The organism is Vibrio sp. HS-50-1 (genome assembly GCF_024747315.1).
Taxonomy (GTDB): domain Bacteria; phylum Pseudomonadota; class Gammaproteobacteria; order Enterobacterales; family Vibrionaceae; genus Vibrio; species Vibrio diabolicus.
The window spans coordinates 241,702-258,256 of record NZ_JAMPZF010000048.1; the positions used below are offsets into that span (position 1 = coordinate 241,702).

16 protein-coding genes are annotated in these 16,555 nt (G+C 47.0%); 6 read left to right on the plus strand and 10 right to left on the minus strand.

The annotated features are described in order from the left end of the window. The first annotated feature begins 54 nt into the window (after positions 1 to 54). The 3 genes from NDJ01_RS20455 to NDJ01_RS20465 all read left to right on the plus strand — a co-directional run bounded on the left by NDJ01_RS20455 (position 55) and on the right by NDJ01_RS20465 (position 2,014). Positions 55 to 924, plus strand: coding sequence for a LysR family transcriptional regulator (locus NDJ01_RS20455; protein WP_258587239.1), 870 nt, complete (start codon positions 55 to 57; stop codon positions 922 to 924). Positions 925 to 927: 3 nt separating this feature from the next. Further along, complete coding sequence (locus tag NDJ01_RS20460) at positions 928 to 1,320, plus strand: ribosome recycling factor family protein (RefSeq protein WP_048624767.1); 393 nt, start codon at positions 928 to 930, stop codon at positions 1,318 to 1,320. Between the two features lie 79 nt (positions 1,321 to 1,399). Continuing rightward, positions 1,400 to 2,014 (plus strand): LysE family translocator, encoded by a 615-nt coding sequence (locus tag NDJ01_RS20465; protein ID WP_006741386.1) that lies wholly within the window; start codon positions 1,400 to 1,402, stop codon positions 2,012 to 2,014. Between the two features lie 93 nt (positions 2,015 to 2,107). Here NDJ01_RS20465 and NDJ01_RS20470 read toward each other — a convergent pair whose 3' ends face one another. The 10 genes from NDJ01_RS20470 to doeA form a co-directional block, all read right to left on the minus strand. After that, positions 2,108 to 2,629, minus strand: coding sequence for a DUF2058 domain-containing protein (locus tag NDJ01_RS20470; RefSeq protein ID WP_006741387.1), 522 nt, complete (start codon positions 2,627 to 2,629; stop codon positions 2,108 to 2,110). A gap of 47 nt (positions 2,630 to 2,676) precedes the next feature. Continuing rightward, positions 2,677 to 3,453 carry an Asp/Glu racemase gene (locus NDJ01_RS20475; RefSeq protein ID WP_258587240.1) on the minus strand — a complete coding sequence of 259 codons (777 nt, stop codon included), beginning with the start codon at positions 3,451 to 3,453 and terminating at the stop codon, positions 2,677 to 2,679. 56 nt (positions 3,454 to 3,509) lie between these two features. Then, positions 3,510 to 4,469, minus strand: a complete 960-nt coding sequence (locus tag NDJ01_RS20480; protein ID WP_006741389.1) for a cyclodeaminase — start codon at positions 4,467 to 4,469, stop codon at positions 3,510 to 3,512. 14 nt (positions 4,470 to 4,483) lie between these two features. Further along, a complete protein-coding gene (eutB, locus tag NDJ01_RS20485; protein WP_258587241.1) occupies positions 4,484 to 5,458 on the minus strand; it encodes a hydroxyectoine utilization dehydratase EutB in 975 nt (324 codons plus the stop codon). An 86-nt stretch (positions 5,459 to 5,544) separates the two neighbouring features. Then, positions 5,545 to 6,951 carry an aspartate aminotransferase family protein gene (locus NDJ01_RS20490; RefSeq protein ID WP_258587242.1) on the minus strand — a complete coding sequence of 469 codons (1,407 nt, stop codon included), beginning with the start codon at positions 6,949 to 6,951 and terminating at the stop codon, positions 5,545 to 5,547. A 41-nt stretch (positions 6,952 to 6,992) separates the two neighbouring features. After that, entirely contained in the window at positions 6,993 to 8,513 is a 1,521-nt protein-coding gene (locus tag NDJ01_RS20495) for an NAD-dependent succinate-semialdehyde dehydrogenase (RefSeq protein ID WP_258587243.1), read from the minus strand. Positions 8,514 to 8,668: 155 nt separating this feature from the next. Then, positions 8,669 to 9,148, minus strand: coding sequence for an Lrp/AsnC family transcriptional regulator (locus NDJ01_RS20500; RefSeq protein ID WP_006741393.1), 480 nt, complete (start codon positions 9,146 to 9,148; stop codon positions 8,669 to 8,671). Positions 9,149 to 9,251: 103 nt separating this feature from the next. Then, positions 9,252 to 10,265 (minus strand): TRAP transporter substrate-binding protein DctP, encoded by a 1,014-nt coding sequence (gene dctP, locus NDJ01_RS20505; RefSeq protein WP_258587244.1) that lies wholly within the window; start codon positions 10,263 to 10,265, stop codon positions 9,252 to 9,254. Positions 10,266 to 10,616: 351 nt separating this feature from the next. Beyond that, positions 10,617 to 11,624, minus strand: coding sequence for a N(2)-acetyl-L-2,4-diaminobutanoate deacetylase DoeB (gene doeB / locus NDJ01_RS20510; RefSeq protein WP_006741395.1), 1,008 nt, complete (start codon positions 11,622 to 11,624; stop codon positions 10,617 to 10,619). A 54-nt stretch (positions 11,625 to 11,678) separates the two neighbouring features. After that, positions 11,679 to 12,866 carry an ectoine hydrolase DoeA gene (gene doeA / locus NDJ01_RS20515; RefSeq protein WP_005392731.1) on the minus strand — a complete coding sequence of 396 codons (1,188 nt, stop codon included), beginning with the start codon at positions 12,864 to 12,866 and terminating at the stop codon, positions 11,679 to 11,681. Positions 12,867 to 13,139: 273 nt separating this feature from the next. On the opposite strand from doeA, the gene NDJ01_RS20520 reads away from it, so the two are divergent. The 3 genes from NDJ01_RS20520 (at position 13,140) to NDJ01_RS20530 (ending at position 16,537) form a co-directional block, all read left to right on the plus strand. Further along, positions 13,140 to 14,573 carry a PLP-dependent aminotransferase family protein gene (locus NDJ01_RS20520; protein WP_080936811.1) on the plus strand — a complete coding sequence of 478 codons (1,434 nt, stop codon included), beginning with the start codon at positions 13,140 to 13,142 and terminating at the stop codon, positions 14,571 to 14,573. Between the two features lie 132 nt (positions 14,574 to 14,705). After that, on the plus strand, positions 14,706 to 15,263 hold the full coding sequence (locus tag NDJ01_RS20525) for a TRAP transporter small permease (RefSeq protein ID WP_258587245.1): 558 nt from the start codon (positions 14,706 to 14,708) through the stop codon (positions 15,261 to 15,263). Beyond that, positions 15,260 to 16,537: a TRAP transporter large permease gene (locus tag NDJ01_RS20530; RefSeq protein WP_258587246.1), complete on the plus strand. Its 1,278-nt coding sequence runs from the start codon at positions 15,260 to 15,262 to the stop codon at positions 16,535 to 16,537. The genes NDJ01_RS20525 and NDJ01_RS20530 overlap by 4 nt, the downstream gene beginning before the upstream one ends. Positions 16,538 to 16,555: the final 18 nt, after the last annotated feature.

Sequence of the window (16,555 nt, forward strand, 5' to 3'; positions counted from 1 at the left end):
AGAGAAATTAATTATACTCATTAACTTGATAAGAATCTCATATCGGAATTGGCAATGTTAGATTTGAACTGGCTGCGAACCTTCGTAACTCTTGCAGAGGTAAAACACTTTGGTAAAACAGCGACGGAACTTCACATGACACAGCCGAACGTAAGTTTGCATATCAAGCAGTTGGAGCAGGCCACGCGCACTAAACTGATTGAGCGAAATCCTGTGCAGTTGACGCAAGCGGGGAAGCGTTTGTTAGCTACGGCGCAGCGGATGCTTAATGAGCTGCAAATTTGTCAGTCGGATCTCAATGCCATCAACGATCTTACGCAGGGGACGCTTTCTATTGCGGCGAGCGATATCGTTTCACGTTTACTGCTTATCAAACCATTTCAGCAATTCAAAAGTGAATACCCGGGTATCGACTTGGCGTTGTTCAATACCACGTCTTCTCAAGCGGTGGATTTGGTGAAAAGTGCGCGTGCCGATATCGGCTTTGTTATCGCACAAAAAGAGAGTCAACCGCTGCATTTTACGCCTCTCACGCAGATTCACTGGTGTGCGTTTGGCGATAACATTTTTGAGTGGCAGGACAATCGAAAAGAGAGCCAGACGCTGATTCTGCTAGGGCACGATACTCGAACCCGAGAGCTGATTGATGCGTCTTTACCTGAGTTAAATCTGCCTAAGCATCGCGTGATGGAAGTGGGCAGTGTGGAAGCTCAAATTGACTGGGCTGAAGCGGGGTTTGGGACCGCCATTGTGCCGGATTTCTCTCTTGATCCGAGGTTAATGCTTTCCCGAGAAGTCACGCCTTTGCCTAGTTTTCCAAACACCGATTTCGGCTACATTGTGCGCCAAAATCAGGTACTCTCCAAAGCCGCCAAACAGCTACTCACTTGGGTTGGAGAGAATGTGTCAGTGGTGGGAGAGTAACGGATGAAAGATGACGACATTATTGTTTCGCTTCCCTCTCTGATTCATCGCATTGGCGGTGAGAATGCTAAACGCATTAAAGTCATTGCGGCGGATTGCGGGTGTGACGTTAAGCGAGTTAGGCGCTCTCGTCATTGGCAAGTTTCTGGAGAAGCTTTGAACTTAAAAGCGTTACTTGATCAGCTAAAAGCAGGACAGTGTGAAGAGCTAAGGTTTGTGATGAATAAGTTGGAGAAAGGGTTATCCGTTCATCAGGACAAACTGGAACCGTTGGAAGAAAAACTGATTCGGTTGGTGGTGCAAAACCCAAATATCACCTTGGCGGAGTTGATGACAGAAACGCACTGTACGATTGCGCAAGCCAGAGCAGCTCGGTTTGAAGCGGAAATGCTCTAGCGTAGAATTTTTATTTACTCATTCTAGCAGCCAATGTTACGGTGCGGGCTATTACTAAAAATTAAGGCCATTTTTTATCATGGATATTTGGAAGCTCCTCCTTTTTATTCCCGCTTGCTTTGCTCTGAATATGACTCCAGGCCCAAACAACTTATTGGCAATGAATAATGCGCGTTGTTACGGTTTTCGTGCCGCGTTTGTCGCTAGTTTAGGGCGTATTACGGCATTTTCTGGCATGATCGCGTTGTCTGCCTCTGGGCTCGCCGTGATTTTGTACACATCAGAAATGCTGTTTTTAGCGTTAAAGCTGGTGGGTGCGTTGTATCTATTGTGGATTGCATTCAACCTTTGGCGTTCGGAATCGAGCCCGATCTCTGAGTTAACTAACTCACGCAACTATGCAGGGCTTGCGAAACAAGAGTTTACGCTTGCCGCCGGTAACCCGAAGGCGATTCTTATTTTTACTGCGTTTTTGCCGCAGTTTGTAGACGTGAACGCCAACGTTCAAGAGCAGTTTTTTGCCCTTGGCTCCACGTTTTTGATATTAGAAATGGTCGCCATTTCAATTTACGCGATTTTTGGTTTGTACTTGAGACACTGGTTTTCAAATCCAAAAATGGCGAAACGTTTTAATCGCGGATGTTCGCTGTTTTTAGCCGCATCTGGTGTGAATTTGCTACTAAGTAAGCAATAACGCATATCATTTCTGTAGCGTATTTTTCTATTAAAAAAGAGCCGCTGATGTTATATCAGCGGCTCTTTTCGTTGATGCATCTATTGTTTGTTGTTACCACATCAAGTCATCTGGCACGACGAAATCTGCGTATGGGTCGTCTTCTGCTGGAATGTCCGATTCTGGTTCTTTCTGTTCGATGATGACGGATTCATCACGTTGAGCAATTTTATTTGCTACTCCGCGTGGAATGACAACGTAGCTTTCACCGACAATAGCAATGGCTAGAATGCCTTTAATCAACTGTTCACGGATGAGAGCATCAACATACAGTGACTTAACCAAGGTGCCATGGGTGAAGTTGTACTTAATATCGCCATCTTTTAAGTCGATCTTGTTCATCTCAATCAATTGATTGATTTGCGCTTTGATCTCTTTATTCAAACGCTCGGCATTTTGCTGTTCGCTCAATTGTTTATCACGCTCTAACTGTTGGCGTTTATTCTCTTCAACCGCCGCTTTTACTTCGCGTGCTTGAACGCGTGATTTTTTAGAGCCTTTCTTCGCTTTCTTTAGTTTCTTTTCATTAACTAAGCCAGCTTTCAGCATTTGTTCTTGAAGGGTAAGTTTTGCCATGTTTCATCCAGTTAGTGCGCAATTTTGTGCATTTTAGCGAGTCCTTATCAGCAAGGAAAGGGCGATGATGACACGTCGGAGAAATTATCGGACTCAAGCAAACGCAATGCGTCCCAAAGCATCACTTGGTTGGAGCTTAGTACAGGAATACCAAAGCGGCTTGAGAAATAAGGTAGTAGATGCATGACTCGCATGTTCGTGCATGAAATAAATACCGCGTCCACAGTGCAATCAATCGACTCAAGCAGCTGCGCTAAGGCATTTTCTACGTCTTGCCCTCCAATGGTTGGGATATGGGGATCGTAGTCGAGATTGAAATACCCAAAGGCCAGAACGTCAATGCCATGTTCGGTCATGGACTCATAAAGTGGGTGATTGACGTCATTGGTATACGGCGTCAGCATAACGATTCTTTGAGCTTGATGGTGTTCAAGCGCTCTCAGTGCGGCTTGCCAAGGGTTAGTTGTTATGACTTCGGGTCTCTCTTGACGAATTAAATCAGTGATTTGATCGGAGCCAATGAGCACACTAGCTGACGTACAGCCAAACGCCATGACGTTGATTGGCCACATTGGCACGATGGTGCGTACACACTCGCGGATACTGTTTTGCATGTCTGTTAAGTGCAGAGGATCGACAGTACCTGTGGTGAGAAAGCGTGAAGTGTATAAGCGAACATCTGCGGGTAAATGCTCGCGCCATTCGTTTTCTAGCACATAGTCGGTCGCGAGTTGAATGAGTCCGATTGAACGTTGATAAGTGGATACATCCGCCGAAAAATCAAACTGAGTGGTTAAAGATTGAAACGTACAGAGCTCTGGCATGTTACGGCCCTCAAAAAGTGCGGTGGTTGCCCACCGCCAAAGTCACAGGGAATAAGTTACATCGTGGATTGAATGCTGGTGAGTTGTTGAGCGGTATAGTCAGCGATTGCGGTGTCTTGAACGCCAGTCCCTGTTAAATCACATACCGAAACATCGTCAACACGCCTTGAGTAGGGGTGCTTGCCGCAAATGATGTCGCCAAGTTCGACTAGGCTACGGGTGAGCGGTTTGTCTACACCACGTAATTCGCCAAGTGATTCTGACTGACTGATTCGATCGACCACCAGATGCTCAGCGTTTAGGATCACTGAGGTGGCAAGCTCACGTTTATGAGGGCTGTCTGAACCCATAGCGATCACGTGTGCTCCTGATGGGATATCTTCCCAATTAAGCAAAGGTTCTTTTGATGGTGTTGTCGTGACAATAATGTCGGCTTCTTGGCATGCTTGCTGGATAGAGGAGTGTACGGATACGGATAGATCGTATCGTTGCTCCATGCGTTGTTTGTAAGCCTGCGATTTTGTGTTGTCTCTTGCCCAGATGTTCACTTGGGAGATTGGCCTAACTAATTTTATCGCAGCGACTTGGAGTTCTGCTTGAAGCCCACTGCCAATAACCGTAATTTTGGATGCTTCTGAGTTCGACAGGTATTTCGCGGAGATAGCGCCAGCGAGAGCAGTACGAATGTCGGTTAGATACCCTTCGTCAAACAATACGCTATCAACCAGCCCTGTTTTCGCGCTAAAGAGCACCATCAAACCATTTAGGCTGGGTAGTCCTAGTTTTGGGTTATCAAAAAATCCTGGGCTGATTTTTATCGCGAAGCGCTCATTACCTTTGATATGCGCCGTTTTTACATCCACTTCGCCGTTATGCTCTTCAATTGCCATGCTAAGAATCGGAGGCATGGTGACGTTGCCTTGCCCAAGCGCTTTGAAGCCATTTTCCACGGCCGCTAACGCATTAAGATCTAACTGAGTCACTTGCTCTATCTGAGATTTATTATAGATTTTCATTCGCACGACCTCGGTTATTCTTTGACTTGGCGGCCAATTTTTAATGCCGTCTCAAAAGTGTCTGAAGAGACGTTTTTTCCACTGAGCACCAAAACGACTTTCTTACCGCGTAAGTCCAGTTGATGCTGATGAATGGCGGCAAGTCCCACTGCGGCTGCGCCTTCTACGGCAAATTTTTCTGCATCGAAAATATCTGCCATGCCTTTGGCGATGCTGTGTTCACTGACTAAAAACGCTTTATCCATGACTTCTTGCACGAGTTTGAAGGTATAGCGATTGTCTAAACCTATGCCGCCACCTAAGCTGTCAGCAAACGATTCGTGCTCTTCCACTTGTACTGGTTTTCCTGCTTTAATGCTTTCTACCATCGCAGCGCCTTTGTCCATGGAAACGCCATACACGTTCACTTTGCTGCTGTTTGATTTTGCGGCTAAGCCAATACCACCAATCAATCCGCCGCCAGATAACCCGGCGAAAATGACGTCGACATCAGGAAGATCTTCAATGATTTCTAGCCCAATGGTCCCTTGTCCGGCGATGATGTCTGGGTGTTCGAATGGTGAGAGATAGGTCATCGACTCTTCTTCTGTTAGCCTCAATGCTTCTCGCTCCGCGTCGTCTTGTGCTTGACCAACTATTCGAACTTCTGCGCCTAATGCTTTAATTGCGTCGACTTTGTTTTGTGGCACTAAATTGGACATACAAATCACGGTGCGGACTCCTAGTCGTTGCCCAGCATAAGCCACGGCACGGCCGTGATTACCAGTAGAGCAAGTGACGACGCCATGTTGTTTTTGTTCCTCACTCAGTTTGTTCATGGCATGAGTCGCTCCACGCAATTTAAAAGCACCAATAGGTTGTAGTGTTTCCAGTTTTAACCAAATTTCACATTGATATTGTTGCGATAACAGTGGTGAGTGAAGTAATGGTGTGCGACTGACTAATCCGTTAATCGCTTTCTTTGCGGCAAAGATTGCTTGTGTTTCCATCTAGTACGTCTCTTAGGACCGCCCCCTCTAATTTGGTCAGAGGGGGCGGTAATCATTGGTAGGTTTGTGAGTTGGTTAATTCGCGGCTATTTTGGCTGCCACTGTTTAGACGTGACGAGGTTATCCATCACTTTATTGACCGCTTGGTGCGCTTTGTCGACAATAGTGTCGATGTCATTACGGTTCGCGATAAGCGGTGGAGCAAAGCCGAGGATGTCACCATGTGGCATGGCGCGAGCGATTAAGCCTTGCTCTAAACAGGCCGCCGCGATTTGCGGACCCACTTTCAAGTTTGGATCAAAGTGTGCTCGGCGGAGTTTGTCTGAAGAAAACTCCAACGCATGCAACAAGCCAACGCCACGAGTATCACCGACCAATGGATGATCGTTAAACGTCTCCGCCATACGTTGCTGCAGGTAAGCGCCGACCTCGGCTGCGTTTTGCACCAAGCCTTCACGTTCAATTATATCGAGGTTGCAGTTCGCTGCTGCCGCTCCCATTGGGTGACCGGAGTAGGTATAACCGTGTCCGATAGCGCCCCATTGGTCGGTGCCGTTTTCTAGCACACTCCAAACTCGTTCACCGACGATCACGCCAGACAGCGGTTGATACGCAGAGGTTAACCCTTTCGCTACCGTGATGAGATCCGGTTTCATGTCGTAGTGCAGTGAGCCAAAATCGGAGCCGAGGCGGCCAAAGCCACAGACCACTTCATCCGCAATCAAGAGTACATCGTATTTGTCGAGTACTTTACGAATCGCCTGCCAGTACCCTTCTGGTGGTGGCACAATACCGCCAGTACCGAGCACTGGCTCCGCAATCATCGCTGCCACCGTTTCAGGGCCTTCTTCCAAGATCATCGCTTCGAGTTGATCCGCACAATATTGAGAGAATTCAAGCTCAGACATACTCTCGTCTTCACGGCGATAGTAATACGGCGCCATGGTGTGCTTGATGCGCTCAAGCGGTAAATCAAAATGTGCGTGGAAAAGAGGTAGCCCTGTCATTGAACCCGAAGCGATACTTGAGCCATGGTAGCCGCGATCACGGGAGATAATTTTTTTCTTCTCTGGTAGACCACGAGCATTGTTGTAATACCACACCAACTTAAGTTGAGTTTCGTTCGCATCACTGCCTGACATGCCGTAGTAGACTTTACTCATGCCTTCAGGCGCTATTTTGATGATGCGATCTGACAGTGTCACTAGTGCTTCGTTGGTATGACCGACGTAAGTATGGTAGTACGCCAGCTCTTTGGCTTGTTCATAAATAGCATCGGCCATTTCAGTCCTGCCATAGCCAATGTTCACACAATACAACCCGGCAAAGCCGTCTATCAGCTCGATGCCTTCTGAATCGGTGATGCGTATTCCGCTTCCGCTCGAGATAATTCTTCCCGAAAGCTCCCCAGCCGCATACTGCTTCAGGTGGGTTGAGGCATGAAATACTCTCTGACGGTCGATCTCTAAAAGTTGTTGCGTTTTGTTGCTCATGATCCTTCTCCTCGAATAATTGGATATCCATATTTCGTGCCTTAACTGCCACTGACGGTTGGTAAAGCGCCTAAGCAGCAGTATTTGATTTCACTGTATTCTTCAAAGCCGTGGCGACTGCCTTCTCGTCCAAGTCCAGACTGCTTCACGCCGCCGAATGGGATAGGGTGGCCAGTCATCTTGACGGAGTTCACGCTCACCATGCCAAACTCCAAACCACGCATGCAGCGCCAAATTTGGTGAATATCGTGACCATAAACATAGGCAGCTAAGCCGTACTCAGTGTCGTTGCTCATTTCAATCACGGTATCTAAGTCTTGGTAAGGCAATACGCCTGCCACAGGACAAAAATTCTCTTCGCGATACACCGCCATATCAGGGGTGACATCGGCTAGCAATGTCGGCGCGAAGAAGTTTTCGCCTGGTACGGGCTGGTGGTATCCCGCTACCAATCGCGCGCCTTTGTCGAGTGCGTCACGCACCAAATCATGCGCTTTATCCACCGCAGCGCGATTGATCAGCGGCCCCATGGTGGTTTTTTCATCTAAACCATTGCCCAAAACAATGTGGTTCATTTCTTTGGCAAACGCTTCCAAAAACGCTTCGTACTTATCGTCAGGGACGAAAATACGGTTTGCAGCCAAGCAGTCTTGTCCTGCAGTTTGAAACTTGGTATCGACGGCGGCTTTGGCTGCTTGCTCGACATCCATATCTGGCAGCACGATGAAAGGGGCATTACCGCCGAGCTCCATACTGCACTTCTTCACGGTTTGTGCCGCGTCGCGCAGCAGCAACTTACCCACTCGAGTTGAACCTGTGAACGAGAGCGCTTTGACTTTATCGGAGTGACACAAGGTTTGTGACACCATCACCGCATCGCCAGTGAGCACGTTAAATACACCAGGTGGAAAGCCAGCTCGGTCTGCTAATTCTGCCAAGGCCAATGCGGAAAAAGGCGTTTCGCTGGCAGGTTTGATGAGCACCGAACAGCCTATCGCTAATGCTGCGGCGGCTTTACGGGTGACCATTGCATTAGGAAAATTCCATGGTGTAATCAGAGCTGCGACACCAATCGGCTCGCGTACCGTCGATAGCTGCGCATTCGGAATATGACTTGGGATGGTTTCGCCATAGCTGCGGCGTGCTTCCTCTGCAAACCAACGAACAAAGGATGCGCCGTAGTCGATTTCACCCAAAGCATCACCTAATGTTTTGCCTTGCTCCATAACCATCAAACGAGCAAGATCTTGTTTTGATTCTAAAATCAGATCGTGCCAACACATGAGAATTTCAGCGCGTTCTTCTGCTTGCATTTTTCGCCATTGACGAAAGGCTTGGTCGGCTTCATCAATCGCTTGATAGAGTTGTTGCTGAGATAGCTTGGTAATGTAGCCGATGACCGTACCATCCGCTGGATTATCCACCGGATGAAATTGGTCACCACTTACCCATTTGCCATTTACGTACGCTAAACCTCTCACCAAACGTACGTCTTTCATTATCGCCATCATGTCGTGCGAGGCTTTTAATTCCTCAGCATGTAAGCTGTGCAGTGCTGTCATGAGTCCTTCTCCCAGCGTCGTTGTCCATAGTTAAACTATAATGGAGAAGTGACCGAAATAATTTCTGATGCCGAGGTTTAAACCATCAAAACTTTCTTTTCCACACCGTTAGATATGGTGATTTTTCTGGTCGTCTTTTAAGCGTGTTTTCCCTTTTAGAACAAGGCGTTTTGGTTCACTTCTAATGTGCCTGCATCACGTTTGATTGTTTTCGTCACGATGTAAGTAAAGTAGCGCTCAATGCCCACTTCTGACTCTAACCAGTTGTCGATAAGCCGCTGATATTGATCAATATCTTCCGACTGAATTTTGAGGATGTAATCGACACCGCCGCCTGTGGCATAACAATCAGTGACTTCTGGTGAGTGTTGAACCAGTTGCTCGAAACGTTTGAACGCTTGGGCGCTGTGCTCTTTGAGCGTAACTTCAACCATGACCGATGTTCGTTTGAACAAAACATCGGTATTTACTTTTGCCCCGTAGCCTTCAATGATGCCTGCTTCTTCCAGTTTTTTGACACGCTCCCAGCAAGGGCTCACAGATAGGTTAATGGCCTCGGCAAGGTGAGATTTGGTAATACGGCCATTGTCATGAAGTATTTGTAGAATTTTTACGTCGTAGCGATCGAGGCGCATAATTGGTCTCCCTGTAAAATACCAATCAGTTCAGAATAGTTGATGACTGGTCAACCGCTATAAGGTGGCCCGAAGGCCACTCCTTTTTCTGTTATTGATTCTGTTATTGATTGAACTCTTGTTCCAGTGAGCTCAGCACTGCTTTACCGCTATCGCCTGTAAGCTCGATGTATTTGTCCCGCATTGGCATAGACGCTTGTTTAAATGCTGCACGTTCGTCACTGTCGAGTTTGATCATCTGCATATCTGGTTTGGCTTGCTTAATTTGATCAAGACGTTTTTGGTTAAACTCATCCTGTTTTTCAAATATAAAGTCAGTCATACCAGCGATGACTTTATTGACCTGATCTTGGCGGGCTTGTGGGAGGGTTTCGAACCAACTGTTGTTGGTAATGACAGTAGTAGTAAATTGTTGTTGTCCTGCCCAGAACATGTAGTCGTTCACTTCGTAGAACTTCATTTCTTCGATAGCAAAAACGGGGTTTACTTGACCATCGATCATTTTAAGTTGCAGAGCACCATAGACTTCTGAGTAGGGTAAAGGCGTAGGGTCGGCTCCAAACGATTTATAAGCCTCAACCAGCATTGGCGATGCCATCACGCGTATTTTGAAGTTATCAAAATCTTTTGGAGAACGAATCTCACGGTTGGTCGTCCACACCATTTCACCTTCTGGATACATAGTGAGAAGTTTGAGGTTTTTCTGTTCTAGCTTTTTGCCGAGTGTGTCATAGATAGTAGGGCTTGAACTCAGCACTTTTTTATTCACATCATTGTCTTGCGACAAAAGGTAAGGGATGGAGAAAACCTGCATTTCGGGCACGAATGAACCAAAAATACCTGGCGATGCGTTGGTAAATTGGATAATACCGTTCGCAGTAAGCTCGGTAAGATCTTCTGACTGACCTAATGTGCCGTATGGATAGACTTCCACTGTGACGTCGCCATCGGTTGCATTTTCGATGCGCTTTTTAAACTCTTGCGCATAAGCATCTTGCACCGAGCCTTTGACTTCTTCTAGAGCGAATTTCCACGTTTCTGCATAAACATTGCTGGTGGCAAAGCTGGCTGCGATCAGTACGGCACTCGTTAGGTAGCTGTGTTTCATCGGATTCATCCATTTCTTCCTTAATCAGTTTGTGAGTCAATTCACCAACGGCAGGTGATACACCAGACCCGATGTTGTGTCGTGTTTAGGGCGTGTTGACCTTTCGAGCTGATTTTTGCAGCGCTTTGTGGGAAATTTATACAAGGCAGAGGCTTTGATGTGTAGTGGCCTACATAAAAAGCCGATAACGCAGTAGAAATGAACCACAAAGGCTGCCCGAAGGGTTCGGTTAAAATCGTTTTATGCTTTGTTGAAGACCATTTGCTTAGAATGACTAGGCTGCATAGTCTTCGCAGCGCCTAAAACGATTTTACCTCGAACAAAATTTAACCGCGAAAGGTCAATACGCCCTAGTAAGAGTTAGTTTAATTCGCCACAGTCTTCGGCAATTACGGCGACCGTGTCACCAATGTTGACCATGGCAGGGAAACGACGTGCAGCAAAAATCCCACTGCGCTGCGCTTTGTATTCGATAGGGTCGCTCCCTGTACGCTCGGTTGAATAGATTCTTGCCAGTACATCGTCTTGTTTGATGGTATCGCCAAGCTCAAATAAGTATTCGGTGATACCGTTGTGCTGGCTTTGCACGTAGCAACTTGCATCGGGCATATCAAGCAACCTAGTTGGCAGGGTTGGTTTTTCGTAATCACCTGATAAGTTGCCCGAAAAACGCAAGAAGTTACGAATACCTCGGTCGGCATAAGCGATGGTTTCTGGAGTGCTGGTTCCGCCACCTCTGAGCTCTGTGGTGACGAAGATTTTGCCTTGAGATTCCACTGCGGTGTCGTACAGGCTGGTGGCGTCCATTTCGAGCAAGATCATGGTGTAAGGTGCGCCAAACAGTTTCGCACCTAAGATGCATGCTTCTTCTTGATCGAGGTTGTCGAGACGATGGGCTGCGGCGAAAGGCACGATATCTAACGTTTTACCACCTGAATGAATGTCTAACGCAAAATCGCACATGGGTACTAAGTAACGAGTAAAGTAATCCGCGATTTTTTCGGTCACTGAGCCTACAGGGTTTCCGGGAAAGCTGCGATTTAAATTCCCTTTATCGATAGACGATGTGCGCGAGGCATTTTGTACCGCAGGTAAGTTCATCATTGGCACAATAATGACGCGACCTTGTATTTGCTCTGCTTGCAGCGAGTTTGCCAATTTTAGCAGGCTGGTGATGCCTTCGTATTCATCACCGTGATTACCGCCAGTAAGCAGCGCCGTTGGCCCGTGTCCATTTTTTATCACGGTGATAGGTATCATGATGCTTCCCCAAGCGGAGTCATCATGGGAATAGGGCAGCGCTAAAAAGCCGTGCTGCACGCCTTCCCGGTCAAAGTCTACGGTGGCTGTGATCGAGCTCTTTTGCATATCGAGTCCTTTTTGTTCTTAAGCCTAGTTCAACAGAACTTACGGTTTGAAAAGTTAGTGTTTAACAAATAAGTGGCGTGGGAAATCACACAGTGTTTTTGCACCATCACGGGTGATCACAATGCTTTCGGTGGTTTCTAACCCCCAATCTTCAAACCATAGCCCCGGCATAAAGTGGAATGTCATGCCTTCTTTTAATACGGTTTTATCGGTGTCTCGCAAGCTCATGGTTCGTTCGCCCCAGTCAGGAGGGTAGCTCAGACCAATTGGGTAACCACATCGGGCGCCTTCACGTGAGAATCCTGCTTTATCGAGGACTTGGTTCAATGCGTTGGCGATGTCGGCGCAAGTATTGCCTGGTCTTGCGACTTCTAAGCCTGCTTCGAGACCTAAAGTTAATGCTTCATCTGCACGTTTGAATTTGTCGTCTGGTTCCCCAAGAAAAATAGTGCGAGAGAGTGGGCAATGGTAACGGCGATGCGCGCCAGCGATTTCGAAAAAAGTACCTTCGCCTTTTTTGAAAGGCCTATCATCCCACGTTAGGTGAGGTGCAGAAGCATCAGAACCAGATGGCAAAAGCGGTACGATCGCGGTGTAATCGCCAAAGTGATCTTCATGCCCAAGTACTGCTTGGCGGTTAATCTCGGCGACAAGGTGATGTTTCGGCAATCCTGGCTCGATCATATCGAACGCGACACGATGCATGTTTTCAACAATGCGAGCTGCGCGGTACATATAAGCCAGTTCTTGATCAGATTTAACGGCGCGACACCAATTGACTAGCCCGGTTGCATCGAGAAGTTGAGCATTCGGTAAGTGCGTGGTGAGTGACTCGTAAGCGGTGGCACTAAAGTAATAGTTATCTTTTTCCACACCGATACGGCCGCGATCCCAAAGACGTGGGGCGAGTACCGCTTCTACCAGAAAATCCATTGGGTGCAATGGTGGGTTCATCACATAATGGTCTGGGTAGTAGGTGATATTTTCTGCCGACATATACGCAGTTCTGTATGCCCCATTGGCATCTTGGCAGCGCCCAAACCAAACAGGCTCGCCAGATGATCCTACAACGACACATTGTGGGACATAAAAAGACCAACCGTCATAACCAGTCAGCCATGCCATGTTAGAAGGATCGTGAATGATAAGGACATCCAACTCTCGTTCTTCCATCGACTGCCGAACTTTTGTTAATCGGTCCTGGAATTCATCCAGTGTAAAATGCAAAGCAACGCCTCTCATATTTTCTCCTTGTTAAAAATCCGACGCCTTATGGGCCTTCGGAGACGTTGAGGTATTTCTACCTTCCACCAGGTCAGCCAGACCTGCGTTTAAAAACTATTGCAACTCACCACTGCGGCTGGGTTTGGATTAAACGATGCCATTTAACATGTTTGTTGATTCTATATTTCTCATGTCAATCATTACAATTGTGGCTCATTTTTGTGCATTACACCGCATTTGATGGCTAAAAACTCGCCATTTGTTAAATTGAAGTTACAATGAGCATTAAAAATGAATCAATTAAAATATTGTGTCATGACAATTTCTTTGAACCCGATCATTCGCCCAGGCACCGCTAAGTACATCTCCATTGGCAATTATCTTGTCGAATGTGTCCGCAGTGGTTACCTAAAACCCGGTACTCGACTACCCACACATCGTGAGTTTGCGGAGCAAATTGGCGTGAGCGTACAAACCGTCAGCCATGCATATGGTTATGCGGAGAAAAAAGGTGCGCTCGAGTCTTGGGTGGGAAACGGTACGTTTGTAAAGTCAGGCTTTGTGGATGAAAGCACGGACACGGAGTTCATGCTGACGCAAGAGATGAAAGAAACACCGGATGAAATTGATATGTCGATCGCTCATCCGGTAGTAACTGATCGCCACATTACGCTTTTTAATCAGGCGTTAATGGAAATTGCTGGGCAAACAAACAATCGCAGTTTGATCAGTAAAGCAAAGCCAGTAACAGGTCAGCCTCATCATATTGAGTCCGGAGCGCGATTTCTCAGTAGCCAAGGGTTAGACGTTGGTACCGATCAAATATTACTCACAAATGGTGCATGCCATGGCTTGACCTTGGCTTTAAGCACCGTTGTTGAACACGGTGATTTAGTCGCTTGTGGTCACTTAGTCGATCATGGCTTGATCTCTCGCTCAAGAATGCTTGGATTTAAGTTGCAGCCGCTTGAGATGGATGAGTTTGGTATCACGCCGGATGCATTTGAATGGGCATGTAAACACAAACCAATCAAGGCGCTGTGTTGCACACCGAGCATGGCCAATCCGAATAGTGCGCATATGGACATTTCGCGCCGAGAGGCGATAGCAAATATTGCGAAGCAGTATGAGATCTACGTGATTGAAGATGACGTGTATGGGGCACTAGAGCCCAATCGTGTCCCACCTCTCGCCGCACTGTTACCCGAGCAGGCTTTTTATGTCACCAGTTTAACCAAAGTCGTAGCGCCAGGTATGCGTACGGGCTATTTAACGGTCCCACGTCATTTTTTGCAGCATGCGATTGGCCGTTTAGCTGCGACGAGTTGGTCTGCGACCCCGTTACCGTTTGAAGTCGCTCATTTGTGGATCGAAAACGGTACATTAAATCGACTTGTTCGATTTCAAGTCAATGAATTTGCCAAGCGCCAGCGAATAGCAAAAGCCACTTTAGAAGGGCATGTTTACAGCTCACACCCGAATGGTCAGCACATTTGGTTGAGGTTACCCGAGCAGTGGAGCAGTGATGATCTGGTCGCTTCGGCTAAGCGTTCTGGGGTGCAGATCACGGGGTATAAACCTTTTGTTCTCGATACTAATCAGCCAATGCCTTACGTGCGAATCAGTTTGGGAGCAGAGACTAATCGAGGCTACATCAAGCATGGGTTGTCTGTGATTGCAGAAATTCTCGATACAAACCCTCCAACCTCTCACTTTTTGGTCTGAGCAGTATGCTCTGACCAATTTTTTCTGCGAAAGCGCCAAGTTCAGAAAATCTTTCTTATTCACCTGATTGACTTGATTGTCATGAAAAAGATAACGTTTCATTAACATTTTTGTTGATCAGGAGCAGCGCGGATGAAAGGGATTTTTCAGTGGCTAGATAAATATATACAGAAAGCGGAGGCGGCACTGCTCATTGGCTCGGTGCTTCTTATTGCGTTGAACTCAATTGCTAACGTGTTAGGGCGCTACCTCTTTAGCCAAAGCATCTACTTTTCAGAAGAACTCAATTATTTCCTCATTATCGCCGTCACGTTTATTGGTTGCAGTTATGCTGCCCGCCAATCTCGCCATATCCGTATGACGGCATTTACCGATATGCTTCCAAAGCGTATACAAACTTTAGCCAACGGCATTATTTATTTACTCACCGCCGCATTGGTGGCGGTGCTAACTTGGTATTCGTGGCAATACATTGGCAAGGTGAGCCAAATGGGGCGTCTTTCTCCTGCAATGCAAGTACCTTTGAGTTGGGTGTACTTAATCGCACCGATTGGCCTTTTCTTTAGCACGGTTCAGTTCGCGCGTGTGGGTAGTCGCCATATCAAACGTTTCATAATGCTGACAAAGCGTTCACGCTCATCTCGACCAGATGGCATCGGCTCTGCCACTAAGCAGGAGAAAGCGCTATGACGACCGCTCTTGTAGCAACGATGATCACGTTGTTGGCTTTTGGATTTCCGATGTTGGTACCGCTATTAGCGGCGACCATGTTGGGATTTATTGTTTTTCTTGGTCTGGGGCCAGATTTTATGATCCAGCAAATGCTTGCTGGCATCAAACCCGCTGCGTTGATCGCAGTACCGATGTTTATTCTCGCGGCAGAAATTATTACCCGAGGCGTGGCAGCAACGCGCTTGCTAGATGTCGCAATGGCGTTTGTTGGGCACGTTCGTGGCGGTCTGGCGATCACCTCATCGCTTAGCTGTGCGATGTTTGGTGCGGTATCTGGGTCTACACAAGCCACCGTTGTTTCTGTTGGCTCTATTATGCGACCGAAAATGTTGGAGTATGGTTACAAAGACAGCTTTGCTCTGGCTTTGATTATTAACGCCTCTGACTTAGCGCTCCTTATTCCACCGAGTATCGGTATGATCATCTATGGTGTGGTGTCTGGAACATCGGTTGCTGAGCTGTTTATTGCTGGTATTGGACCGGCGATCGTGATTTTATTGATGTTTTCTGCCTACTGTTATTTTTATGCAGGCAAAAGCTCTGTAGAAAATGCCCCGCGAGCCAGCTGGAAAGAACGTTGGACCACAATACGTAAAGCGGTTTTACCATTTGGTTTTCCGATCATTACTGTTGGCGGTATTTATGCTGGAGTATTTAGCCCTACCGAAGCGGCGTCGGTTTCGGTGTTGTACGCTGTGTTATTAGAAATGGTTATCTTCCGTAAAGTGAAATGGAAGGAGCTTGGCGAAATCGCGCTTTCTACGGGCATGGTTACCGCGGTGGTATTTATCTTAGTCGCAGCAGGGGCTGCTTTTTCTTGGGTAATTTCATTTTCCCAGATCCCGCAAGAATTGTTGGGTATGATCGGGATTAATGATCTTTCGCAGACCGAGTTACTGGTCGTTATTTCAATTGCGTTCTTTATTGGTTGTATGTTCGTTGATCCAATCGTAGTGATGCTGATTTTGATCCCTATCTTTGCACCTGTGATTAAGTCCTCTGGCATTGACCCTGTACTGGTCGGCACCATCGTGACCTTGCAAGCTGCGATAGGTTCTGCAACACCACCGTTTGGCTGCGATATCTTTACCGCGATTGCCGTGTTTAAACGCCCTTATGTGGAAGTGATTCGCGGCACGCCACCGTTTGTCTTCATCTTGCTTTTGGTCTCCGTGATGCTGATTTTCTTCCCTTCGATTTCACTTTTCTTACGTGATCTAGCGTTTCGATAGTATCGACTAAACGCTCAA